We start from the raw sequence: 26,076 nt of genomic DNA on the forward strand, positions 1-26,076 counted from the left end.
TCAGGTTTCAGGTTTCAGGTTTCAGGTTTCAGGTTTCAGGTTTCAGGTTTCACTGTGCGGGGCTTCGACTTCGCTCAGCCTGACAAACGAGAACTAGACTAATAATAAATGTCATCCTGAGCGTAGTCGAAGGATAATCTCATTTCAAACTTGAAACCTGAAACCTGAAACTTGAAACAAATTTATTAACTTTACGAAATGAAAATAGAAATTTGGTCGGACATCATGTGTCCGTTTTGTTATATCGGAAAAAGACAGTTGGAATCGGCTTTGGCAGAATTTCCAAATGATGAGTTTGCAATTGAGTGGAAAAGTTTTCAGCTTGATCCAACTATTACGCCACAGTCTGGAAAAGACGTTTATACTTTTTTGGCTGAACGAAAAGGGATTTCAGTTGAAGAATCAAAAGAAATGCACAAAGGTGTCGTAGAACGCGCCAAAAGCGTTGGTTTAGAATATCATTTTGATAAAGCTGTTATTTCAAATTCGTTAGAAGCACATAGAATCATTCAATTCGCTAAAACTAAAAAGTTGGGCGATGCAATGGAAGAGATTTTCTTTAAAGCTTATTTTACAGAAGGAAGAGATTTAAATGACGGACCAACTTTAATAGAATTGGCTGTAAAAGCAGGTTTAGATCAAAATCAGGTTCTGGAAGTTTTAAAAGACGAGAATTTATTTTTACAACAAGTTCAGGACGATATTACCGAGGCACAGCAAATTGGTGTACAAGGAGTTCCGTTTTTTGTTTTTGATCGTAAATATGCCGTTTCTGGCGCACAGCCTATAGAAGCTTTTGTACAGACTATTAACGAAGTCAAAAAATAATTTTTAATGATATCGTTTCGATTTTAGATTCTCAGAAAAGTCAATTCTGAGAATCTAAAATCTTTTTTATTTATAAAATATACCCTAAATTACTACATTTTTCGATAGGCAACGATATATCGTTGCTAATCAAATTTTAACATTTTTAAATTAACTGCGCAATTATCAATACCTTCGTATAGCCAGTTTATTTACAAAATGAAATTTCCAAACAAATATCAAATTTCTCTCCTGTTTTTTCTTTTGCTTGCAATAGGAAAATTAAACGCGTTTACTGATTTTACTAACTTCGAAGAAGTAGTATTAGCAGAAAAAAATCTTTATTATCAGGAAGAAAATGCTGAAAAAGTAAAAACACTTTTAAATCTAAGTTATTGGTATTATCAGCACAATAAAAAGGCTGCCCCATCAGACAAAAAATCGCTCTTCTTTGCCTATAAAGCACTTTCTCTCAGCAAAAAAATAAAATACGATGAAGGCATTGCTGAAAGTTACTTTAAACTTTCTGTTATTTTACAAAGGGCAACAGATTATCAAAAAGCAAAAATCTGCGCCGCACAAGCCGTAAACCGATATTCGAAATTAAATTTTCAGGATCAGCTTGGAGAAGCCTGGGTCATGTATTGGTCAACAAGTTTTCTCACCGGAACATCGTATGAGGATAGAATACCTTTATTACAAAAGGCGGCAGATGCTTTTCATAAATCAGGCAATAAAGAACGCGAAGGCGACTGCTATAAAGAAAATGGTGATGTTTATCTCTTATTAGGAAATGCACCCGAAGCTGTTGGGGCACTAAAAAAAGCTTTGTCATTATACAAAAGTTCACTAACCGGCAGAAGATTATACGACAAAATTTATGCTGTTTATGATCTTCTTGGATCTTCTTACTTGTACATGGGTGACCATAAAACTGCCATTCAATACGGATTAAAAGCTGCCCAGTTAGGGGAAAAATTAGATAAAATAAGCCTTTATTTATGCACTATTTACAACAGGCTTGGAGTAGCATACGATGAATTTGGAGACTACAAAAATGCTCAGAAATATTATTTTAAATCTCTGGCACTGGCTGTATGGCACAAAAGTGATGATGCAATTATAGAGCTAACTTATAATTATACCAATGTTTTATTAAAACAAAACCAAACAGCGCACGCTTTGTCTTTTTTAAACTCAATGAAAAAGAAGTATCCGAAGCTTTATCAAATAAAATCAACATTAATAAACTGTCAGTATATTGAAATTTATATTCGTATGAAACAATATCAGAAAGCACAGTCGTATATAACAACCATCAAAGAAAATATAAAAAACACTCCTGATTATACTGATAAAATGATCGCTTATGATGTGATCATAAAACTCGCATTAATACAAAAGAATTATGCAGAAGCTGATCTTTATTCGTTGTATTATGAAAGCATGGCAAAAAAACTCAATAGCAAGAAATTTTTTGCTGCTTCTAAATTATTAAAATACAGCATTGATTCGGCGAAAGGAAACAATCTTTCTGCAATGAATAATTATCGGGAGTATGTAGAATACCTGAAAAATCTCTATGACGAAAATAAAACAAAGCAGATTAATCAGATGAATATTCTGTATGAAACAGAAAAAAGAAATAAAAATATTGCTGATCTTAAAACCAAGTCAATTGTACAAAGAAACAAGCTTCGTAATGCAAGTTTACTGAGTAATTTGATGATGGTAACTACCATATCATTACTTATAATAGTAATGCTTTTGTACCGTGTTTACCGATTGAAACAACGTACTAATAAAAAACTCAACGAGCAGCAAAACGAAATCTTTCAGAAAAATAATATACTCGAAAATCTGGTTGTCGAGAAAGAATGGCTGCTTCGCGAAATTCATCACAGAGTAAAAAACAATCTGCACATGGTTGTTGGCTTATTGGCGAGTCAGTCTGAATTTCTAAAAAATGCTGAAGCTGTTCAGGCAATAAACGACAGTCAAAACCGAATTCAGGCAATGTCGCTGATCCATCAAAAGTTATATCAATCAGAGAATTTGTCTATGATTAGTATGCCGTCTTATATTTTTGAATTGACCGAATATTTAAAAGATTCTTTCGATCTCAGAAAATCGATTCGTTTTGTTCTCGACATTGATAATTTTGATTTGCCTTTATCACATTCAATTCCGATTGGATTAATTTTTAACGAAGCAGTCACAAATTCTATAAAATATGCTTTTCCTGATAATGCCGAAGGGAAAATTTTTATTTCGCTTAAAGCGGAAAAAGACCAGGAAATAGCCTTAATAATTCAGGATAACGGAATAGGTCTTCCTGAAGAATTTGATCCTTACAATAATCCTTCATTGGGAATAAAATTGATGAACGGACTTTCTGAAGATATTAAAGGAAAGTTTGAAATAAAGAATGATAACGGCACGAAAGTGAGTTTAATATTCGTTTTAAATGAAACTACAATTGATTAATAAAATAAATTAGATAATATGGGAAAACCACTAAAAATTCTCATTGTAGAAGATCAATTTATAGAAGCAAATCACCTGAGATTGATGCTGAAAAAAGCCGGACATTCTATTACCGGAATGGCCAGATCGGTTGCAGATGCCAAATATTATATTGCGCAGGAAAGACCAGAATTGGTCTTGCTGGACATTTTTCTTTCGGGGAAAGAAACCGGTATTGATCTTGCCGAAATCCTTAGACAAGATCATATTCCGTTTATTTATTTATCGGCAAATTCAAACGAAGAAGTACTTAATAAAGCAAAATCTACACATCCGTATGGTTTTTTGGTGAAACCGTTTAGAGAAAAAGATTTATTGGTTACTATTGAAATTGCACAATATCATCAGGAACACGGAGTAGAATCTTCTATTAGAAAAGAACAATTGTTTCAGAAACAGCTCAAAATAATGTCGGGTAAAAACGGCACCTGGGACGAACGGGTACTCAATATTACAACTGCACTTCAATCGCTTATTTCTTTTGATCTGGTTATGGCTGTTTTTTCAGCAGATGATAAAATTCCGCACAGAGCGCTTGGTTATGCTAGAACGGGTTTGCATGAATATCAGAAAATAGGAATGGAAGAACTCCAGAATATCTGTGCGCTCAAAGAATCTGAAGTAAAAGAATTACAGCAAAAAAGCAAAATAGAAACAGAATTTGCATTCTATAACGATCAGGATTTTGAAAAGATCTGCAATAAGTTTCCCATCAAAAAAGTAATTGCAAATGCAATGAATATGAGATCTAATCTCGTATTACCCGTGCCGCTAACGCTGCATGAAAACGGTGGCTTTTATCTTTCCTTTTTTAGCAGACAATCCAATAACTATGGTAAATCTGATATTATTTTATGCGAAAGACTGCAAGAACCTTTAATTTATGCCATTGAAAATGTTTTAACCCGAGATAAAAAGTTAGATCAAGGTATAATTTCTAAAAATGCAGCAATCGAAAAAAACACAAAAGTTTCTGGTTTTGAAGGTATTATTGGTAAAAGTCCTATTTTGCTAAAATTATTCGATCACATAATACAAGTTGCGCCAGCAGATACAACGGTTTTAATTACAGGAGAAAGCGGTACAGGAAAAGAAAGTATTGCCAATAGTATTCGACAGCTTTCTCCAAGAAAAAATGAGCCTTTTGTAAAAATTAACTGTTCTGCCCTACCGCCAAGTCTTATTGAATCGGAACTCTTTGGACACGAAAAAGGATCTTTTACAGGCGCAACAGAAAGACGAATTGGTAAATTTGAATTAGCTAATAATGGTACTTTATTTCTAGACGAAATTGGTGATATGCCATTAGAAATGCAGGCAAAATTACTTCGTGCAATTCAGGAAAAAGAAATCGAGCGCGTGGGTGGCAATCTTCCCATAAAAGTAAATGTTAGAATTATTGCCGCTACAAATTGCAATCTCGAAAAAGAAGTAGCCGAAGGCCGTTTCCGACTCGATTTGTATTACAGGTTAAATGTATTTCCGATCCAGCTTCCTCCGCTAAGAGAAAGAAAAGAAGATATTGGTCTTCTTGCACGACATTTTATAGCAATTTATAGTGCCAGAACGGGTAAAAATGTAACCGAAATTTCTGAAACGGCTCTAAAAAGTCTCTTGTCGTATCAATGGCCCGGAAATATAAGAGAACTCGAAAATCTTATTGAAAGAAGTATTCTTTTGGCAAAAACAGATACTATTGAGCATATTCCGCTTCCGGTTTTAGATGAAATCAAAGTAAACAATACTTCAACTGAATGGTATTTTAAAACTATTCAGGAAAACGAAAGAGAACACATTATAAATGTTCTGGAAAAATGCAACGGAAGAATTAGAGGGACTGGCGGAGCATCAGAAATATTAGGTCTTCCTCCTACTACACTTGCTTCCAGAATGCAGAAATTAGGAATTAAGAGGAGTCATTTTTAGAGTTATTAGTTATGAGTTTAGAGTTATTAGTCCTTAGTTATTAGGGGCTGAGTTTTAGTTTAAACTTTAACCCATGAAAAAATAAACGATATAAAGTCGCCTGTTTTTCGTTTTACAACGAAATATGGTTTGATTCAAAAACCGCATACAATTTCAATTAATTAAAAATCAATAACTTAACTAAAAGGTCTGATTTTCGTTAACAGTTTGGCATAACATTTAAAACATGTAATATGCTATCCGAAAACCCGACTACAATTCTTTTTATCACTGGTGCATTTGTCAGCAATAAATGCTGGGACGAATGGACTGCTTTTTTTGAAAATAAGGGATTTAAAACTCTTGCTCCTGCATGGCCTTACAAAGATGCACCTGCAGAAGTATTGCGCGAGCGCCATCCCGATCCGCAAGTTGCAGGTTTACGTTTATCTCAGTTAATTGAACATTTTTCAACCATCGCAAAAAATCTACCGCAAAAACCAATCATCATTGGACATTCTATAGGCGGACTAATTGCACAAATTCTATTACAGCGCAATCTTGCTTCTGCCGCAATTGCCATACATTCTGTTCCGCCACAAGGAGTTATGACTTTCAAATTTTCATTTTTGAAAGCCGGCTGGGGACCACTTGGTTATTTTACTTCGACTAAAAAAACATTTATGATGAGTTTTAGTCAGTGGCAATATGCTTTTACAAACGGAATGCCCGAAGAATGGCAGGAAAAAGCCTATTACACATCGGCAATTCCAGAATCTAAACTCATCGTTCGAGATACTATAACGTCTGTTGCAAAAGTAGATTTTAGCGCACCTCATAAGCCATTATTACTTATTGCAGGATCAACAGATCATACCATTCCAGAATCGCTCAATTTATCCAATTATAAAAAATACACCGACAAAAATTCTATAACAGATTATAAAGTTTTTACAGGGAGAAATCATTTTGTTTTAAATCAGCCTGGCTGGCAGGAAATTGCTGTTTACATACAGGACTGGATTGCAAAATTACCAACACAAGTATAATAACCAATTATATTTTATTAATCAAGTAACTAAAATTTTAAATTATGAGAACAACCTCCATTTATTCTAAACAATTAAATTTCAAAACAAAAATAGCACAGCTATTCGCTTTTGGACTTTTATTAGTAACCTTACTTTCATGTAATAAAAAAGCAGAAGAAACTACTCCTGCAACAGAAACAAAACCTGCAGAAACAGAAACAACTGCTCAGGTTGCACCGGCAAACCCGCCAGAGAATTTTAAACATGCTACGGCAACTGTAAACGGAATCAAAATTCACTATGTAATTGGCGGAAAAGGAGATCCGTTGGTATTAGTACACGGTTTTGGTCAAAACTGGTACATGTGGAACCGACTTCTGCCAGAATTGTCTAAACATTTTACCGTAATCGCTCCCGATTTAAGAGGAGTTGGAGAATCTGATAAACCAGAAGGCGGTTACGACAAAAAAACTATGGCATCTGATATTCACGAATTAGTAAATCAGCTTGGGTATAAAAAAATCAATTTGGCCGGACACGATATCGGACTTATGGTAGCTTATGCTTATGCTGCACAATACGGAGACAGCGTAAACAAATTAGCACTAATGGATGCACTTTTACCAGGAATTGAACCAGTTTGGTCTTCTGTAAAAGGATCTGCATGGTGGTTTGGATTCTTTGCATGGCCGGCTTCTGGAGATATTGTAAAAGGAAAAGAAAAAGAATTCTTAACTAATTTCTGGCCTGTTGTAGGACACGCAAAAGATCCTTTTACAGCAGAAGAAACGGCTGAATTTATTAGAGCTTACGCTGTTCCGGGTGGTACAACATCTGCTTTTAAATGGTTTGGAGCATTTGACCAAGACGGAAAAGACAACCTGATTTTTATGAAGAAAAAACTAAAAATGCCTTTATTAGCAATGGGCGGCGAATATTTTGCAGCAGCTTTTCTTAAAGATCATTCTAAACTTGTTGCAGAAAATGTAACAGAATCAAAAATTGCAGGTTCTGGACACTGGCTGGTTCAGGAAAATACACCACAAGTTCAAAAAGATTTATTAGCTTTTTTTCTAGCGAAATAAATTAGAGAAATAAAACATGGTTTATTGTCGATGCTTCATTAGCATCGGCAATTAAACCAACTAATTTCTAAAAAATTTATATCATGAAAAAAGTATTTATACTGGCATTATTTTTTGCTGGTCTCATTCTGCACGCCCAGCAAAAAGCAGATTTGATTATTTATAATGGCAAAATTGCTACGATGCAAAAACAAGGAGAATTTGCACAGGCGATTGCCATGAAAGATGGAATTATCCTGGACACTGGAACTGAAAAAAGTATTCTGGCTTCTTATAAATCATCAGAAACAAAATTAATTGATGCTAAAGGAAAAACGGTAATTCCGGGATTGAACGACAGTCATATGCACGTTATTCGCGAAGGTTTAAATTATAATTCTGAATTGCGCTGGGATGGTGTAAAAACCTTAAAACGCGCAATGGAAATGTTGAAAGAACAAGCCGCAAGAACTCCAGACGGTGTTTGGATTAAAGTAATTGGAGGCTGGAACGAATTTCAGTTTGAAGAAAAAAGACAGCCAACAATTGAAGAGATTAATGCTGCCGTTCCTGATAAACCGGTTTTTATAACTTATCTATACGGAAAAGCGTTCCTAAACAAAAAAGGAATTGAAGTTCTGGGCTATACCAAAGATACCAAATACGAAGGAAGTCTTTTGGAACAAGATTCAAAAGGAAATCTGACCGGTTTAATGTACGCCAAAGAAACGCCAAAAGCCATTTACACTACTTTGGGATTAACTACAAAATTAACTCCCGAAGAAAGAATCAACAGTTCGATACAGTTTAATCACGAATTGAATCGTTTCGGATTGACCAGCATAATTGATGCCGCAGGCGGAAGCCAAAATTACCCTGCAGATTATGTTACTTCACTTGATTTGGCAAAGCAAAATAAACTAAGTCTTAGAATTTCGTATTATTTATTTGCACAGAAAAAAGGAACTGAATTACAGGATTATGAGAAATGGGTTGCCGAAACTCAAATCAACAAAAACGACAATCTGATAGTTCCAAATGGTTATGTTGAAGAAGGAGCGGGAGAAAATATCGTCGCTTCGGCTGCAGATTTTGAAAATTTTCTGGAACCAAGAATTGTTCTTTCTGATGAAATGGAAAAAGATTTGGAACCTATTATCAGAGTTTTAGCCAAAAACAAATGGCCGTTTCGTTTGCACGCAACTTACGGAGAATCTATTGACAGAATGCTGAATGTTTTTGAAAAAGTAAACAAAGAAATTCCGTTTAATGGTTTACGCTGGTTTTTTGATCACGCCGAAACCATTACGCCATCAGAATTAGAACGTGTTAAGAAACTAGGCGGTGGTGTTGCGGTGCAATTTAGAATGTATTATCAGGGAGAATTATATACCAAATTGTACGGAACTCCAAAAACACAGTTACCTCCTATCAAGAAAATGTTAGAAATGGGAATTCCTGTTGGCGCCGGAACCGATGCGACACGTATTTCGACTTTTAATCCGTGGATTTCATTGCATTGGCTTCTTACCGGAAAAACAATTGGCGGTATGCAATTCTGGCCAAAAGATCAAATTTTAGACAAATTCACCGCTCTTCAATTGTATACAAACGGAAGCGCTTGGTTTTCAGGAGAAGAAAAAGAAAAAGGAAAACTAATAAAAGGAATGTATGCCGATATGGCGATTTTATCAGACGATTATTTTTCGGCAAAAACAGATGATGTTCGCAAAATAGAATCGGTGATGACGATTGTAAACGGTAAAATTGTTTACGCTTCCGCGGAATATAAAGCGTTGAGTCCAGAAATTCCAGCCGTAATTCCAGATTGGTCGCCTGTGAAATATTTTGGCGGTTATCAAAAATAAAACACTGAATTATGGCACACGGATGATACTGATTTAACGGATAAACACAGATTTTTTATTATTTATTCCTTTAATTATAATCTGCGAAAATCCGTCAAACCTGTTAAATCCGTGTTCCATCTAATAAAAAACAATCATGAAAAATTATAAAAATATACTAATCGCACTGCTGTGTATAATTGCTTTTTTTTCGGCACAGCAAACGTATGCACAAATGCCCATGCCACCCGAAGTTCCGATTTGGGATGCAAATAAAGTAACCTTGCAGTTGCATAAAATCTCTGATAACGTTTATGCTGTTTCGCCATCAACAACAGAAACAGAAACTACAAAAGGGATTCCGCAAGCGACTTCGGCAGGATTTATTGTAGGCGATAAAGGCGTATTATTAATCGAAACGATGTTGAGCAAAAGATTGTACGATCAATTGTATAAACTAATTCGTTCTGTTACGCAAAAGCCAATTGTTTATGCGGTAAATACGAGTGATCACGGCGATCACTGTTTCGGGAATTATTTATTACCTAAAGAAACGATTCTGATTCAAAACGAATTCTGCAAAGCAAACCTTGCTAAGAATTATGAAGGAATCAAACAATTTATGATTATGCTTTTTGGAAAAGACCGCGGGATAGAGCAAAGTGTGTATCGTCCCGCAGATCTTACCATTGCCTTAAATCAAAGTCTAAAAATTGATATGGGAAGCGGAAAAATCGTAGAAATTATCAATACAGGAACAGCTCAGTCTCCAGCAGATTTGTTTGTTTTTCTGAAAGATTCAGACAAAAATGTATTGTGGGCAGGAAATCCTTTTATTGCTGAAAGTCCGGCGATTCCGTGGTTGTTTGACGGTTACTTTTTAGAACCCGTTCAAAACCTTCAAAAAATCTACGACATGGTTGGCGATAATGATGTTGTGGTTCCGGGTCATGGTAGAATTACCAATAAAAAAGGCATCAAATTTACGATTGATTATGTAAACGCTTTGAAGCAAAATGTAGAAGCCGCGGTTAAAAAAGGCGAAACATTAGATCAGGTAAAAGCATCGGTTACGATGAAAGAATTTGATAAAGGATATGTGCTTTTTAACTGGTTGCATTACAACTTTAATATTCCGAACGCTTACAACGACATTAAGAAAAACAGTTTAGGCAAATAGCCATGAAAAAATTTATAATACTATTTCTCAGTTGTTTTGGACTTTATGCCCAGTCGTATCCAGATTTTAAACCGATGCGTTTTGACGAAAATTATTCGGTTCTTCAAAAGGATACTACAAAAAATAACTGGTACAAAAGCATGAAATATATTCCTTTGTCTTCTTCCGGAGAAACTTATCTCAGTTTTGGAGGCGAAATTCGATATCAGTATTTCTATGCCAAAAACGAAAAATGGGGTGATGATCCTATAGACAATGATGGTTACATTCTCAACCGATTTTTGCTTCACGCCGATTTTCATGCAAGCAAATATTTTAGGGCTTTTGTACAATTACAAAGCAGTAATGCGAGTGGCAGAATCGATCCAAGTCCGGTAGAAAACGATCCGCTGGAACTCCATCAGGGATTTATTGATGTGAATATTTTATCAGATAAAAACAGTCAATTGCTTTTTAGAGCCGGACGCCAGGAATTGAGTTACGGTTCACAGCGTTTGGTTGCCGTGCGCGATGGGCCAAATAACCGCCAGTCTTTTGATGGTGTAAAAGCGATTGCAAGTTTTGGAAATTACCGTGCAGATGCTTTCTATAGTCATTATGTGGTAGCCCAAGACGGTATTTTTGATGATTATTCAAACCAAAAAAGACAATTTTGGGGAAGTTATTTCGTTATCAATAAAATTCCGGCAATTAAGAATCTGGACCTTTATTATTTAGGTTACGAAAGAGCTAACGCGAATTTTGACGATGCAGCTGGAAAAGAACTTCGCCATTCTGTTGGAACACGAATCTGGGGAAAATACGACAATTGGCGTTACGATGCCGAAGCCGTTTATCAATTTGGAGACGTTGATACCAAAGACATAAAAGCCTGGACGGTTTCGCTAAATACTGGATATAGAATCACTTCCGTAGTGCTTCATCCTGAAATTGGCTTTAAAGTAGAAGTGATAAGCGGAGATAAAACAAAGGGAGATAATAGTTTGGGGACATTTAATCCTTTATTTCCGCGAGGCGCTTACTTTGGATTGGCTTCTGTAATTGGCCCGTCAAATTTAGTCGATTTTCATCCGTCATTAAACCTTGAACTGGCTAAAAATCTGGAATGGGTTATTGATTACGACATGTTTTGGCGATACAGTAGCCAAGACGGAATTTACGGTCCGAACACAGCCATGATTTATCCCGGAGATGCTACAGATGAAAAAGAAATCGGTAAACAGCTTGAAAGCGAAATTATCTATCAGCCCAATCAATATCTATATTTTCGTGTAGAAGCCACTTGGTTTCAGGCAGGAGATTTTCTAAAAGCATCCAGCGCGGGTAAAAATATGTTTTTTACAGGCGTTACCATGCAGGTTAAATTTTAATTCAAATACTTTTTAAGTGCTTACTGAGGTCTTTTCTATCTATTAGAAAAGACCTCTTTTTATTGTACTAACATTTTAAATCTGCAGTAAAACAGTAAAAAATATTTAAGTAAAAAGCTACTTTAACCCTATCAATATCAAGTAGGTATTTAAATAAAAATCTCATATTCAAATGCTTAAAATAAAACAACAATTTCCTGAATATTTTATTGAGCTGCGAATAAAATTTTTTATTACTTTTCGGTTTTATTTCTAATAACATTACCCCAATGACAGCATTAAGAAATGATTTGACACGCTTTTTAGAAGCACAAAACAAACTTTATCTTAAAGCTCTAACCGAGCTTAAAAAAGGAAAAAAAGAAACACAATGGATGTGGTTTATCTTTCCTCAAATAAAAGGAATAGATGAAAGTGAAATGTCTAAAATGTATGCCATAGAAAATCTGGAACACAGTAAAGAATTTATGGCGCATCCCATTCTTGGAAAACATCTTATTGAAACTGCAGAAGTTCTTTTGACTTTTAAAATGAAATCTGCCGAAGCAATATTTGGAGAATCAGATGCCAACAGCCTTCAGTCTTCTATGACGCTGTTTAGTCTTACAGACAATACAAATCCGATCTTTCAGCAAGTATTAGATGCGTTTTTTTCAGGCAAATTTGATCCCGTTACTTTGTCTATTCTCAACGAAATGATGCATCCCGCTTTGCAATAAATAAATTTTTAAAGAAATAAAAAAGACTGCTTTGTTATATACGAAGCAGTCTTTTTTGTTTTATAATGAAATTATTTTTCCTCACATTGATTAAACGCAAATCTTATTAAAACATCTCTATTCACATAGCTATTCAAACATAGCCCACGGTTTCAACCGTGGGAAACGTATTGTGATGATGTATTGTGGTTACATTGCGTTCCCACGGTTGAAACCGTGGGCTATGTTTATCAAAAAAACGCAAAGCATTTTGTTATAATTTATAACACATCCCTAACATTTTTATGTTCTCGTCTGTATTAATTTTGCATTTTATAAAATGATTTTATTGAAAGTCAGCTGTATAGAAAGGAAATTTTTAGATGAAAAAACAAGAATATGCGATAGTCGATATTGAAACTACTGGAGGAAACGCCAGTGGCAGTCGTATTACAGAAATTGCGATCATCATTCATGACGGAAAAAATGTAATAGACCGCTGGGAAACGCTCATAAATCCCGAACGGGAAATACCGCTTCCTATTTTTGCTTTAACGGGCATTAATAATGAGATGGTTAAGAACGCTCCTATTTTTGATGATGTTTCTGATAAGATTTTAGAAATGCTTACCGACCGTATTTTTGTAGCGCACAATGTAAACTTCGATTATTCTTTTGTACGTCATCAATTACAGCAGGCAGGATTTAAATGGACAGCGAGAAAACTCTGTACCGTTCGCGCTGCGAGAAAAATAAAACCAGGACTTTCGTCGTACAGCTTAGGAAATCTCTGTACTTCACTTGACATATTTGTAAAAGACCGACATCGCGCTGGCGGTGATGCAGATGCAACCACTATCTTATTTTCCCGATTGCTCGAATGGGACGAAGAAGGCGTAATTGCAAAAATGATAAAAATGACTTCGCAGGATCAACGCCTGCCTCCTAACCTTCCGCCCGAAGACTTTGAGCAGTTACCAGAAAAACCCGGCGTGTATTATTTTTATAATGAAGTAAAAAAAGTAATCTATGTTGGCAAAGCGATTAACTTAAAAAAGCGTGTTGCTTCTCATTTTTCGGGGCATAATATAAAATCACAAAGGCAAAATTTCCTGCGTGACATACACGGAATTTCTTTTGAAGTCTGCGCTACAGAGTTAATGGCGCTTTTATTAGAATGTACTGAAATCAGAAAACTTTGGCCGACTTATAATCGAGCTTTAAAACGCTTTGAACCAAAATTCGGACTTTATCAATATGAAGCCCGAAGCGGTTACAAATATCTGGGCATTGGAAAACTGAGCAAATTTCAGGTTTGTATTGAAGTTTTTAATAGTGAATTTGATGCTATAAACCTACTCCGAAGCCTTTCTGAACAATTTGCAATTGATTATCGATTTTGTAAATATACGAAACCAGAAGAAGGAGAATTTGCGCCACAAAAAGAAGTTGCGAGTTTGCCTGATGTTAATACTCATAACGAACAAATAGAAAGTGCCATTGATTTTTTATTAGGTCAAAGATCGAGTTTTGCCATTATAGACAAAGGCAGAACCGCAGAAGAACGCAGCTGTATCTGGGTCGAAAACGGGCATTTTTACGGAATGGGTTATATTATTTTTGATGTTGGTTTTACAGAGCCATCAGATATAAAAGACTATGTTACACCTTACAAAAGCAATAATTATATTATGCATTTAATAGAAAACTATGCAGCAAAATATCCCCGTAAAGTTTTCTTTAGACAAGCTTCTAATAGTTTTTAAAGACTTTCTCAACAAACTAAATTGACGTTTTAAACAAAGTTATTCTTTCCTTATCGCCATAATTTTGCCTCATAACATTTAAATAAATAAAATGGCAACGAATAATTATCAAGGAAAGTTACAACAACCGTTAGGTTCTGGTTTTAACGCAAAATCTACAGCTGAAGAAGTAATTAAAGGTGTAAATCTTACAGGCAAAACAGCTATTGTAACAGGTGGACACACAGGAATTGGTTTAGAAACCACAAAAATGCTTGCATCTGCAGGAGCAACAGTTATTATACCTGCAAGAGATTTTAATAAGGCGACAAAAAATCTGCAAGGCATTGCCAATGTAGAAATTGAAACCATGGATTTAATGAATCCGGAATCTATTGATGCATTTGCACAAAAATTTCTGGATTCTGGCAGAGCACTGCATTTATTAATCAATAATGCAGGAATTATGTGGGTGCCGCTTCGCAGAAATATTCTCGGACACGAATCGCAATTGGCAACTAACTATCTAGGGCAGTTTCAGCTTACGGCTAGATTATGGCCGAGTCTTAAAAAATCGGGTGGCGCAAGAGTCATTAATGTATCTTCTTACGGACATCAAATGGCGCCGTTTAATTTTGATGATCCTAATTTTATTTATCGTGAATATGAAACACTACAGGGTTACGGACAATCGAAAACAGCTTGTAATCTCTTTGCGCTTGAATTAGACAATCGTGCTAAAGATTTTAATGTAAGAGCTTACTCGCTGCATCCCGGCAGTGTTCTGGGCACTGATTTGGGCAGAGAAGAACCTATTGAATTATTCAAACAAATAGGTACTCATGATGCAGACGGCAATATTAAACCCGAAGTTGCCGCTAAACTTAAAAATTTGTCACAAGGAACTGCTACAACTATTTGGTGCGCTACAAATCCTTTATTAAACAATATTGGCGGTGTTTATTGTGAAGATGCAGATGTCGCTGTTTTGGATTTAGGAAATATTGAGCACAGATTTGATGAACCTGCTACAATTTACGGTGTACAGCCCTATTCGCTAGATGAGGTAAATGCAAAACGTTTGTGGGATTTAAGCGAAGAAATGACCGGAATATCTTTTCAGGTTTCGTGATGCAGTTATTATTTAAGCTATTATATTTATAGTATTTAAGAAACTTATTGAATGAAGTAACTTTGTCAAAGTTTGAAACTTTGACAAAGTTACTTTACAACTACATAACTTTACAAAATGGATCATATCTCTAAATATTTGACAAAAGATATCAAGCTTTCTAGTTATGATGACAAACTTTTTAAATCTGATTTGATGTTTGAAGACCATATGCTGATCTGGTTTATTTCTGGAGAAACCAAAATTATACAGGCTAGCTGCACTTCAATCTTTAAAACAGGTGACATCTTTTTAATTCCAAGAAATCAGCTTGCAACAATAATTAATTATCCGAAAAACGGACTCCCACACAAGACTGTCGTCATGCATTTATCGGTAGAAAGACTGAAAAAGTTTTACGACAAAATAGATGTGAAAAGCAATATCAATTCTGAAAAAAAGATTTACAGTTTTAATAATCATCCTTTGCTGGAAAGCTGTCTGGCATCACTGATTCCTTATTTTGATTTGACAGGAGATTTTCCTGAAGATCTTGCTTCTTTAAAAATTACCGAAGCTATAACAATCTTAAGAAAAATCGATCCGAATGTCGATCGCATTCTGGCTAATTTTGACGAACCGGGCAAGATTGATTTAATTGGTTTTATGGAACGCAATTTTATGTTTAATATGCCAATGGAAAAATTGGGATACTTAACAGGCAGAAGTTTATCAACTTTTAATAGAGATTTTAAAAAGCATTTTAATACAACGCCTCAAAAATGGCTGACAGAAAAAAGATTAGAACTCGCGTATTATTATTTGATGCAGAAAAAGAAAAAACCAACAGAAATTTTTCTGGAAGTTGGTTTTGAAGATCTTTCCCATTTTTCTTTTGTTTTTAAAAAGAAATATGGCGTATCTCCAAATCAGCTTCCAAGGCTTACAACTTAAAAGCTATAAAAAGCAAAAGCTCAATTTATAATTGAGCTTTTTTAATTGTTTTTCCTGTACAAATTGGCAAGTTTAATATCTGACTTTTAAACTTTCAATTAACTTCGAAAAACAAAATCTAATCACAAAGAAAACTCACTGCTCCTAATAAAGCGGCAATTTCATTGTCGTTGGAAACAGAAACCTTAATTTCTATTCCAGATTCTTTTATTATTTTGTGGAATGAAGACAAAAACAATTCACTTCCGTTGGCAATTTTACCACCGATAATAATATGATCTGCAGCAAACTTTTTTATCCACGGAATCACAATTGCGGCCAAGTCTTCGCCCATTGTTTCAAATACTTTAATGGCTCGTTCATTGCCACTAATTGCTAAATTATAAAGCTCCAAGCCATTGTTGAGGTTATTACCGCTTAGAGTCTGGTAATGAGATAAAAGACCTCGAACTGACACATAATCTTCGGCAATGCCATTTTTGTATGGAAGGTTGTATATTTCACCATCTGGTGGCACCAGACTTCCAGCACTAATAGAGATTCCTTTATCAATAAAACAAGCACCTAATCCTGTTCCTAAAGTGATTGCAATTACCTTTTTAGTAAGATTTTCTTCTTCTTTAAAAACTTCTCCTTTTCCAAAACAAACAGCATCATTTTCAAAAAGTATCGGAAAGTCTTTCGTAAAATTAAGACTTTCCAAAAGCAGGTCTCGAATATTCAATCCATAAAAATGTTCGTATTTTGACTGCCCTTTTATCCAGCAAATTCCATTTTGATAATCAAACGGGCCGGGCATACAGACAGCCAATCCGGAAACACTTTCTATTTTAGAATTTTTGACAGCGTTGCAGATTACATTTTTCCAAATGCCCATCACCTGATCTACTGGCAGATTCGAATCGAATGACTCTTTGCACAAAGAAAAGTTTACCACTTTCATCTCTGTTCTATTTATAATTGCTGCAGTAATATGTGTTCCTCCAATATCCAGCCCAATGGCATATGATGTATTCATTTTTCCTTCTTTAACTTGCTTAATTCTAAATATTTTTATCTTTTAATACTTGAGGATAATGAATACTGGTATGTACAATCATTTCGCCAAATAATGTATTTGCCCAGGCAAACCATTTACGCGTAAATTTGGTTACATCATCTTTATGAAACGATTCGTGCATAAATCCCGTATCTGCATTTGTTTTTATTAAATTGCTGATACACGAATGAATTTCTTTTTCATCAACACTGGTTATAGCTCTCAAAACAATACTCATCGGCCAAATCGTGTCAACTCCTGTATGCGGGCCTCCTACACCTTCTCCTGCTTTTCCTTTGTAGAAAAATGGATTGTTTTCTGAAAGCACTACTTTTCTGGTATTCAAATAAAGCGGATCATTTGGTGCAATCGCTCCCAAATACGGCAATGACAATAACGAAGGAACATTGGCATCATCCATCATGTGAAAACTTCCATATCCGTTGACTTCAAAAGCTATAATTTTTCCGAATTTCGGGTGATCAATAATTCCGTTTTCTTTTAATCCTTTTTGTACTTGTTCTCTTAATTCTGTTGCTTTTGCTACTAAATCATTGTCTTTTAAAGCTGGCAAAGAGAAAATTTCGATTAAATAACCCAAAATTTCAATCGCAAACATATTACTTGGAATTAAATAGCCAAATAAAGTAGAATCGTCACTTGGTCTAAAAGTCGAAACAATTAAACCGCAAGGTTTTACCGGATAACCGTAACCTCCTAACGGAACGCCATCTGTCGCCCAAGCGGTCTGACGCTGAAAGGTGTAAGGGCCACCTTTTCCGTCCAGTCTTTGTTGTTCTTTAAAAGTCTGCAAAATCAAAAGCATTGCTTCTTTCCATTTTGCGTCGAACATGCTGATATCGCCCGTTTCTTTCCAATATCCGTGCGCCAGTCTTACCGGATAACACAAACTGTCAATTTCCCATTTTCTTTCATGAATTCCGGGTTTCATTTTAGTTAAATCGTGTTTCCATTCGCTTTCTTTGGTAAAATCTTTATAAAAAGCATTCGCATAAGGATCTAAAAGAATACATTTCGCTTGACGATTAATAACTCCTTTTACCAATTCTGCGAGTTTTTTATCTTCTTTTACAAACGGAATATACGGCCAGATCTGCGCTGTACTATCGCGAAGCCACATTGCATCGATATCTCCGGTAATTACATAAGTATCGGGTTTTCCGTCAATGATTTCAAAATCGACTGTAGTGTCTAAAGTGTTCGGAAAACAGTTTTCAAATAACCACGCCAATTCTGGATTTGCGATTTGTTTTTTGATGCGTACAATTGCTGCTTCTACTGCTGTACTGGTAAATTTTCTTTCTGCTAAAGGTGGTCTTTTGCTGATAAAATCTTTTAATGGCAATTGAAAAGCATCTGAATTAAGTCCGAAAACATCGGTTTGAATCGCCAATAATCCTGCTGAAAAAATGCCTGTATTTTTTATAAATTTTCTACGTGACTGCATAAATTTTATTTTGAAGTTGAATAAGAATAAGGAAACGCTTCTGGTTTTGTACCTCTTTGTAAATTTGGTGAACTGTTCATGTCAAAGTTTAACTCACCACCTTTTAATACCTCAAAATAATTGATATAGTTTTTGGTATTGGATGTATTATTCCATTTTAATTCGTTTACATATTTGTTGGTTTCAGAATTATTTGGAGCCGAAATAATAAGCTGTTTTCCGTTTTCTAATTGTAAAGTTGTTTTCTTAAACAATGGCGCGCCAAGAACATATTCGTCGGTTGCCGGACATACCGGATAAAATCCCATTGCAGAGAAAATATACCAAGCCGAAGTTTGTCCGTTATCCTCGTCACCGCAATAACCGTCTGGAGTTGGTTTGTACAAACGATTCATCACTTCTCTCGACCAATATTGTGTTTTCCATGGTTCGCCTGCATAATTGTACAAATAAATCATGTGCTGAATAGGCTGGTTTCCGTGCGCGTATTGTCCCATATTCATGATTTGCATTTCGCGTATTTCGTGAATTACAGAGCCGTAATAACTATCATCAAAAACTGGCGGTGTTGTAAATACGGCATCTAATTTGGCTGTAAATTTCTTCTCGCCGCCCATAAGATTAATTAAACCTTGTATGTCGTGAAAAACACTCCAGCTGTAATGCCAGCTGTTTCCTTCTGTAAATGCATCTCCCCATTTAAACGGATTAAAATTAGCCGGAAAACTACCGTCTTTATTGCGTCCGCTCATCAATCCGATTTCTGGATTGTAGAGATTTTTATAATTCATCATTCGTTTTTCGAATACACTGATTTCTTTTTTCGGACGGTTTAAAGCTTTGGCTAATTTCCAAATCGCAAAATCATCGTACGCATATTCTAAAGTTCGCGCAGCATTTTCGTTGATTTTTACATCATAAGGAACGTAACCCAAAGTGTTGTAATACGAAACGCCTTTTCTTCCCACAGCATCCATCGGGCCTTCATTGTTGGCACCGTGTACCAAAGCTTCGTACAAAGTATTGATGTCATAGCCGCGTAATCCTTTCGCGTAAGCGTCTGAAACTACCGAAGCAGAATTATTCCCAACCATTACATTTCTAAAGCCCGGACTTGACCATTCTGGTAAAAAACCGCCTTCTTTATAATCGTTGATTAATCCTTCCTGCATTTCTGTATTTATAGAAGGATAAACCAGATTTAACAAAGGATATAAAGCGCGGAAAGTATCCCAAAATCCGGTTCCTGCAAACATATATCCCGGCAGCGTTTTGCCATTGTAAGGGCTGTAATGCACAATTTTCCCGTTTGAATCTATTTCATATTGTTTTTGCGGAAAACAAGTCGCACGGTACAAACAAGAATAAAATGTTTTTAATTGATCTTGGTTGGTGTCTTCTACGGCAATTTTTCCTAAGACTTTATTCCATTCTTTTTTAGATTCCTGTACGGTTTCATCAAAAGATTTAGTTCCTAATTCGCTTTTTAAGTTTAATTCTGCTTGTTCAAAACTGATAAAAGACGAAGCTGTTTTTACATTTACTTTTTCTCCTTTTTTAGTTTTAAAGTCAATTATTGCACCTACGTGAATGCCGTTTAATTCTAATTTATCTTTTTCTAAAGTCTTGTCATTCCAAGTAGAATTTGTTGCAAAAGGTTTATCGAATACCAAAACAAAATAGTTTTTGAAATTCTCAGGAACACCGCCGCTGTTGCGTGTAGTATAACCGATAATTTTATTTTCTGATGGAATAATTTTGATGTACGATCCTTTGTTAAATGCATCAATTACAATCGAAGATTGCTCATTTTCCGGAAATGTAATCTGAAAATGTGCCGCTCTTTCTGTTGCTGTAATTTCGGTCGTAACATCGTAATCTGCCAAATAAACGCTGTAATAATATGGTTTTGAAACTTCTGCTTTATGGCTGAACCAACTTGAGCGTTCGTCTTCGGCGAAAGCCAATTTACCAGTAACAGGCATAATCGAAAACTGACCGTAATCGTTCATCCAAGGCGATGGCTGATGGGTTTGTTTAAATCCTCTGATTTTTTCGGCAGTATACGTATAAGCCCATCCGTCGCCCATTTTACCGGTTTGAGGTGTCCAGAAATTCATTCCCCACGGTCTGCAGATTGCAGGATACGTATTTCCGTTAGAAAGATTCGGCAGTGATTGTGTTCCCATTAAAGGATTTACATATTCTACAGGATCTAAGGTTTTTACTTGTGCATTTACAAAAACGCAGCACTGCATTATTCCTAAAAAAATTAAACTCTTTATTTTCATAATTCTTTATTTGTAAAATGTGTTTTTTGTACTCTCCAGCTTCCTGCAAGGTTTCCAAAACCTTGTAGGTATTAATTATACTTTTAGTATATCCAGATTCAATCTAGAGTTTATTTTAAATTACACTTTTAGTATATTGTATTTATACTTTAAATATAACTTACTATTGCTTTGTCTATAACTATACTACAACTACTTTGTCTATAACTATACCTACAAGGTTTTGGAAACCTTGCAGGAACGTGACGATAAAAACTAAAAGATCTAATTCTTCAATCTAAAATCTATCCCGAGGCTTCGGGACTAAAATCATAAATTATTGAGGTCTGTCTTCTTTTTTAACTCCAAAAGTTAAAGACGGTTTAGCTCCCATATATAATTTTAATTCGCCGCCTTTTACAATCATATCGTGTGTGATATAGGATTTTGTATACGGCTTCCCGTTGTATTCTGCTTTTTGAATGTATATATTTTCGGCGCTGTTGTTTACTGCATTTAAGGTAAATGAAATCCCTTCTTTATGATGAATTACAGCATTATTTACCAGCGGACTTCCTAAAACGTAAATTCCGTTTGCCGGATTTACAGAATAAAATCCCATTGAGGAGAAAACATACCACGCCGACATTTGCCCTAAATCTTCATTACCGCACAATCCGTCTGGTTTTGTAGAATAGAATTTCTCATCGATTTCACGGATTAATTTGGCTGTTTTCCACGGCTGTCCGGCAAAAGCATATAAATACGGAATATGATGATTGGGTTCATTTCCCTGCGCATATTGACCGATTAAACCGCTGATATCTGGCGAAACTTCTTCTCCTTCTACTTTATCGGTTAGGAAAAACAATGCGTCTAATTTGGCTAAAAATTTGTCTTCACTTCCAAACAAATCAATTAATCCGTACGGATCTTGTGGAACCAACCATGTATATTGCCATGCATTTCCTTCTACATAATCGTCTTTTCGGTGTGCAGATGAAAGCGGATTAAATGGTGTTCTCCAATTTCCGTTGGTTAATTTACCTCTCATAAAAGTGGTTTCTTTGTCGAAATAAAGTTTGTACAAATTGGCTCTTTTACTGAAATACGTATAATCTTCTGTTTTGTTTAATGATTTTGCCATTTGAGCTATACAATAATCATCGATTGCATATTCTAAAGCATTTCCAACAGATTCTAGCATTTTATCGGCAGGAATATATTCTAGTTTTTGTACATAATCCATTCCGTCGCGGGTTTGCATGGCGGTTTTTTTAATGGCTTCGTATGCCAATGCTGTGTCGTAATCTCTGTATCCTTTTAGGTATGCGTCTACAATAACAGCAATCGAGTGATTTCCGTTCATTGTATTGGTTTCGTTCCCCATTAAATGCCAAACAGGTAATCTGCCTTGTTGCTGATAAATGGCCAAAAATGATTTTACAATATCATTGATTTTATCGGGTTGTGTAATGGTGTATAAAGGGTGCAAACCGCGATACGTATCCCAAAGTGAGAAAGTAGTATAGTTTGTAAAATTGGCTTTTTCGTAAACTTTTTTATCGGTTCCTCTGTAATCTCCGTTGGCATCGTTGAAGATTGACGGCGCAAACATGGTGTGATACAATGAAGTATAAAAAACTTTCATTGTTTTATCGTTTGCTTTGATCTGGATTTTATTCAGTTCTTTGTTCCATTTTGAAGTGGCTTCTTTTACGGTTTTTTCAAAATCCCAAGTTGGAATCTCGGCTTTTATATTCGCTAAAGCGTTTTCTGAACTTACCGGAGAAATCCCCACTTTTACCAGAACTTGCTTGTTTTTTGGATTTTTGAAATCTAAAACAGCTTTCATTTTTAAACCTTCTCCTTCGTTTACTTTCACCGCTGCAATGCTGTCGTATAATGCGATATTGGCAATTGGTTCAGAAAATTCCATTGTAAAATAAACACGTTGATCAGTCGCCCAGCCCGCAGAATAACGGTATCCTGCAATGGTGTTTTCGTTTATTTTTTTAATGAAAGTTTTTACAGGTCTGTCCCATCCTATTCCGTCTGCAAGGTCTAATAAAACGTGATTATCGTTTGCAGATTCGAAGGTATATTTATGAAAACCAACTCTTTCGCTTGACGTTAATTCGGCTTTAATTTTATATTTATCTAAAATAACGCTGTAATAACCTGGCTTGACAACTTCATTTTTATGCGAGAAATAAGAACCGTAACCAGTCGTCATATTTTCTTTTGTGCCTTTGGTCAATGCAGTTTTTCCTGATGTTGGAAGCAACAAAATATCATTTAAATCTCCGATTCCTGTACCGCTTAAATGTGTGTGTGTAAAACCTAAAATGGTGTTACTGGCATAATTATAACCACTGCACCAATCCCAGCCTTCAAAAACATTTACAGGTCCTAACTGCACAGCTCCAAACGGAACATTTGCACCTACAAATACGTGTCCGTGACCCGCAGAACCTATTAAGGGATTTACATATTGAGTGTAATCTACGTTTTGTTTGCTTTTCTTTTGCTGCGAAATTGCATTGCCTGAGAATAATAGGCTGAATGTGAAAATCCCACTGATGATTATTTTATTGTACATTTTTATTTTTTATTAAATGGAACACAGATTAAACGGGTTTAACTGATTTGCACCGATTTTTTATTTTTTTTGTTTTGAATTGGAATTTTTATATATAACCTTTGAGCCTTTGTGTCTTTGTGGCTAAAACCTCAGAACCTCAGTAGCTTAGCTACTGAGTACTTTTTTAAAACTTCATAGAGCGAAACAACCTTAATTTCTGGCTTAGCTACTTTCCCTTCAAACTCAATTATTTTCTCTTCGCCAGCTTTTAAATCTATATAATTATCGCTCCATTTTTGGGTGTAGCCTTTCATGGAAATATAAACATATTTTGCCTGTTTTTCGGCTTTTAGAATGACTTTATTTCCTTTTATCCGCCAGCTTATTTTCGGATCTTCTAGTTTTAAATCTATTGGGCGTGTAAGGTCTATTTCTGGTTTTATGTCGTCTCTGTAAGCTTCTCGCATCGCATACCATGCAGCTTTGGGCTGTCGGTTATCATAATCGGTTACGCTCCAGCTTGCTACCGGCCAGCAGTCGTTGAGCTGCCAGACTAAAGTTCCCATATTATAGGGCGCTTTTGAGCGGTGAATGCCTATGATATTTTTTAGCGAATAATATTGCAGACATTGCGTGAGATAGGTATAATCTTCAACGTTCATCTTTTTGATTTTGGTTGAATCAATAAAATACCGATTTAAATAGGTATCTAATTTTATAAAACCTTTCCCTGCTTTTTGATGTGCCTGCAAAACATCTGAATATAAATAGCGGTCTTCTGGCAGTGTAAATTTTTCTATTGATGAATAATTTGGCATCGCCTGCATTCCGTATTCGCTCACAAAACGTCCGGTTTTTTTCTGTGTGACTTCTATATCTTCTAATCCCCACCAAGTTCCCCAATAATGACTGTCGCCTTGAGTGATACTTTTTTCTCTTGACCAATGAAATAAAGGCGAAGAACTGATATAAGGTCTTTTGCCATCGACTTCATTTACCCATTTTGGAATACTGTCTTGAAATAATCGAACGTAGTCTTTCCATAAACGGGTTGAATCTTGTTTGGAGATTTTAAAGGTTTTTTTCCAGCCCCAGTCTTTAAAAGCTTCGTCGCCTTCGTTATTACCGCACCATAATACAATGCTTTTATGATGACGCAGGCGTTTTACCTGATATTGTACTTCTGCTTTTACATTGTCAAAAAAGGCTTTGTCTCCGGGAATCATTGTTCCGGCAAACATAAAATCCTGCCAGACATTGATACCGTATTTGTCGCATAAATCATAGAAATAATCGTCTTCGTAAACACCACCGCCCCAAACGCGAAGCATATTCATATTGGCATCTTTCGCTAAAGCGATTATTTTTTCGTATTCTTTTTTGGTTACTCTCGACAAGAATGCATCAGACGGAATATAATTGGCGCCTTTCATGTAAACGGGTTTATCATCAATTCTAAAATAAAATGATTTCCCCAGACTATCGGGTTGTTGTACTAATTCTATTTTGCGATTTAAGACATACGGTTTTTCTGGCGCTTTTTTGTCGTAAGCTTCTAATCTTGGTGTTTTCCAAATACCGCAGGTTGTAAATTTTGGTCCCCAATCCCAACCGAAATGATATTGTGCTTTACGAACATACGCACGCGGGTTGTCTGGAATTATAAAAGGCAGCTCTTTTTTGGCTAATGAATCTACCACGTTTTGTGCGGATTGAAATACGATTACCAAATTATTATTTCCTGCTTTTAATGTCTTCTTGACATCTACACGCCACTGACGAAACATATTGTCGGCTTTTAAAACCAATTGATTATTGAGATAAACGGAGGCATACGTATCTAATCCGTCAAAAACCAGTTCTGTATTTTTCTTTTTCAGAGTTGATGCAGTTACCTGAAAAGTGGTTTTATACTCCCAGTTTTTGCGTTCTATCCATAATAGTTTCTTTTCGTTGTCTCTATAAAATGGATCTGGTATCGCTTTATTGTTCAGAAGATCGGTGTGAATTTCTCCCGGAACTGTGGCTGGATACCATTTTTCTGTTTTTTCTTCACGGTAATTCCAATTATTCTTCAAATCGAAATTTTGCGCAATGGCTGAAAAATTTGCAAGACAAATACAGATTAACCAACGAAGGTTTTTTTCATAATTCATTTTACGTTGTAATAAATATTAATGTTTTTTTGAAAAGACTTCAAAATGATTTTTATACAGACAATAATTTTAATTCATTTGGATCGTACTAAATCTATGTATTAATGAAAATATATCGGGAAAATTTTAAACACATAGGAACATAGTTTATAAACCGAAAAAAAGACGTTTCACTTATTGCAAGACACATAGCTATGTGTGAGAAACGAGTTTCTTTTTTGAAATCTTTTTTAAATGAAATCTATGTTTTATGTGTTAAAATATTTCTTTGATTTTAAAGCGCTTTATCTCTTCAACAATTTTTTATGTTTATTGAAAATT

General features: G+C 35.4%; 17 protein-coding genes. 12 read left to right on the forward strand and 5 right to left on the reverse strand.

Annotation, left to right across the window (positions count from 1 at the left end; all coding sequences use genetic code 11):
• The first annotated feature begins 198 nt into the window (after window positions 1–198).
• The 12 genes from EV144_RS22730 to EV144_RS22785 all read left to right on the forward strand — a co-directional run bounded on the left by EV144_RS22730 (window position 199) and on the right by EV144_RS22785 (window position 16,238).
• A complete protein-coding gene (locus tag EV144_RS22730) occupies window positions 199–828 on the forward strand; it encodes a DsbA family protein (RefSeq protein ID WP_134151436.1) in 630 nt (209 codons plus the stop codon).
• A gap of 198 nt (window positions 829–1,026) precedes the next feature.
• The gene (locus EV144_RS22735; RefSeq protein WP_134151437.1) at window positions 1,027–3,294 is read left to right on the forward strand and encodes a sensor histidine kinase; all 2,268 of its coding nucleotides are present in this window, start codon (window positions 1,027–1,029) and stop codon (window positions 3,292–3,294) included.
• Window positions 3,295–3,312: 18 nt separating this feature from the next.
• Window positions 3,313–5,259 (forward strand): sigma 54-interacting response regulator, encoded by a 1,947-nt coding sequence (locus EV144_RS22740; protein ID WP_134151438.1) that lies wholly within the window; start codon window positions 3,313–3,315, stop codon window positions 5,257–5,259.
• Between the two features lie 233 nt (window positions 5,260–5,492).
• Complete coding sequence (locus tag EV144_RS22745; protein WP_134151439.1) at window positions 5,493–6,287, forward strand: alpha/beta hydrolase; 795 nt, start codon at window positions 5,493–5,495, stop codon at window positions 6,285–6,287.
• A gap of 44 nt (window positions 6,288–6,331) precedes the next feature.
• On the forward strand, window positions 6,332–7,354 hold the full coding sequence (locus EV144_RS22750) for an alpha/beta fold hydrolase (RefSeq protein WP_134151440.1): 1,023 nt from the start codon (window positions 6,332–6,334) through the stop codon (window positions 7,352–7,354).
• 83 nt (window positions 7,355–7,437) lie between these two features.
• Window positions 7,438–9,201 carry an amidohydrolase gene (locus EV144_RS22755; RefSeq protein ID WP_134151441.1) on the forward strand — a complete coding sequence of 588 codons (1,764 nt, stop codon included), beginning with the start codon at window positions 7,438–7,440 and terminating at the stop codon, window positions 9,199–9,201.
• Window positions 9,202–9,337: 136 nt separating this feature from the next.
• Window positions 9,338–10,360: an MBL fold metallo-hydrolase gene (locus EV144_RS22760; protein WP_134151442.1), complete on the forward strand. Its 1,023-nt coding sequence runs from the start codon at window positions 9,338–9,340 to the stop codon at window positions 10,358–10,360.
• A gap of 2 nt (window positions 10,361–10,362) precedes the next feature.
• Complete coding sequence (locus EV144_RS22765) at window positions 10,363–11,730, forward strand: alginate export family protein (protein WP_134151443.1); 1,368 nt, start codon at window positions 10,363–10,365, stop codon at window positions 11,728–11,730.
• 269 nt (window positions 11,731–11,999) lie between these two features.
• Entirely contained in the window at window positions 12,000–12,449 is a 450-nt protein-coding gene (locus EV144_RS22770) for a DUF1810 domain-containing protein (protein ID WP_134151444.1), read from the forward strand.
• A gap of 362 nt (window positions 12,450–12,811) precedes the next feature.
• Window positions 12,812–14,194: an exonuclease domain-containing protein gene (locus EV144_RS22775; protein WP_134151445.1), complete on the forward strand. Its 1,383-nt coding sequence runs from the start codon at window positions 12,812–12,814 to the stop codon at window positions 14,192–14,194.
• A gap of 91 nt (window positions 14,195–14,285) precedes the next feature.
• Window positions 14,286–15,305 (forward strand): SDR family NAD(P)-dependent oxidoreductase, encoded by a 1,020-nt coding sequence (locus tag EV144_RS22780; RefSeq protein ID WP_134151446.1) that lies wholly within the window; start codon window positions 14,286–14,288, stop codon window positions 15,303–15,305.
• Window positions 15,306–15,422: 117 nt separating this feature from the next.
• Window positions 15,423–16,238, forward strand: coding sequence for a helix-turn-helix domain-containing protein (locus EV144_RS22785; RefSeq protein ID WP_134151447.1), 816 nt, complete (start codon window positions 15,423–15,425; stop codon window positions 16,236–16,238).
• 118 nt (window positions 16,239–16,356) lie between these two features.
• On the opposite strand, the gene EV144_RS22790 is transcribed toward EV144_RS22785, so the two are convergent.
• From EV144_RS22790 to EV144_RS22810, 5 genes are all read right to left on the reverse strand, one after another.
• Entirely contained in the window at window positions 16,357–17,256 is a 900-nt protein-coding gene (locus EV144_RS22790) for an ROK family protein (protein ID WP_134151448.1), read from the reverse strand.
• 25 nt (window positions 17,257–17,281) lie between these two features.
• Complete coding sequence (locus EV144_RS22795; RefSeq protein WP_134151449.1) at window positions 17,282–18,745, reverse strand: glycoside hydrolase family 125 protein; 1,464 nt, start codon at window positions 18,743–18,745, stop codon at window positions 17,282–17,284.
• Window positions 18,746–18,750: 5 nt separating this feature from the next.
• Window positions 18,751–21,036 carry a GH92 family glycosyl hydrolase gene (locus EV144_RS22800; protein WP_134151450.1) on the reverse strand — a complete coding sequence of 762 codons (2,286 nt, stop codon included), beginning with the start codon at window positions 21,034–21,036 and terminating at the stop codon, window positions 18,751–18,753.
• A gap of 316 nt (window positions 21,037–21,352) precedes the next feature.
• Window positions 21,353–23,617 (reverse strand): GH92 family glycosyl hydrolase, encoded by a 2,265-nt coding sequence (locus tag EV144_RS22805; protein WP_134151451.1) that lies wholly within the window; start codon window positions 23,615–23,617, stop codon window positions 21,353–21,355.
• Window positions 23,618–23,748: 131 nt separating this feature from the next.
• Window positions 23,749–25,677, reverse strand: coding sequence for a beta-mannosidase (locus tag EV144_RS22810; protein ID WP_243854733.1), 1,929 nt, complete (start codon window positions 25,675–25,677; stop codon window positions 23,749–23,751).
• Window positions 25,678–26,076 lie beyond the last annotated feature (399 nt).

It is taken from the genome of Flavobacterium sp. 270 (genome assembly GCF_004368785.1).
GTDB lineage: Bacteria > Bacteroidota > Bacteroidia > Flavobacteriales > Flavobacteriaceae > Flavobacterium.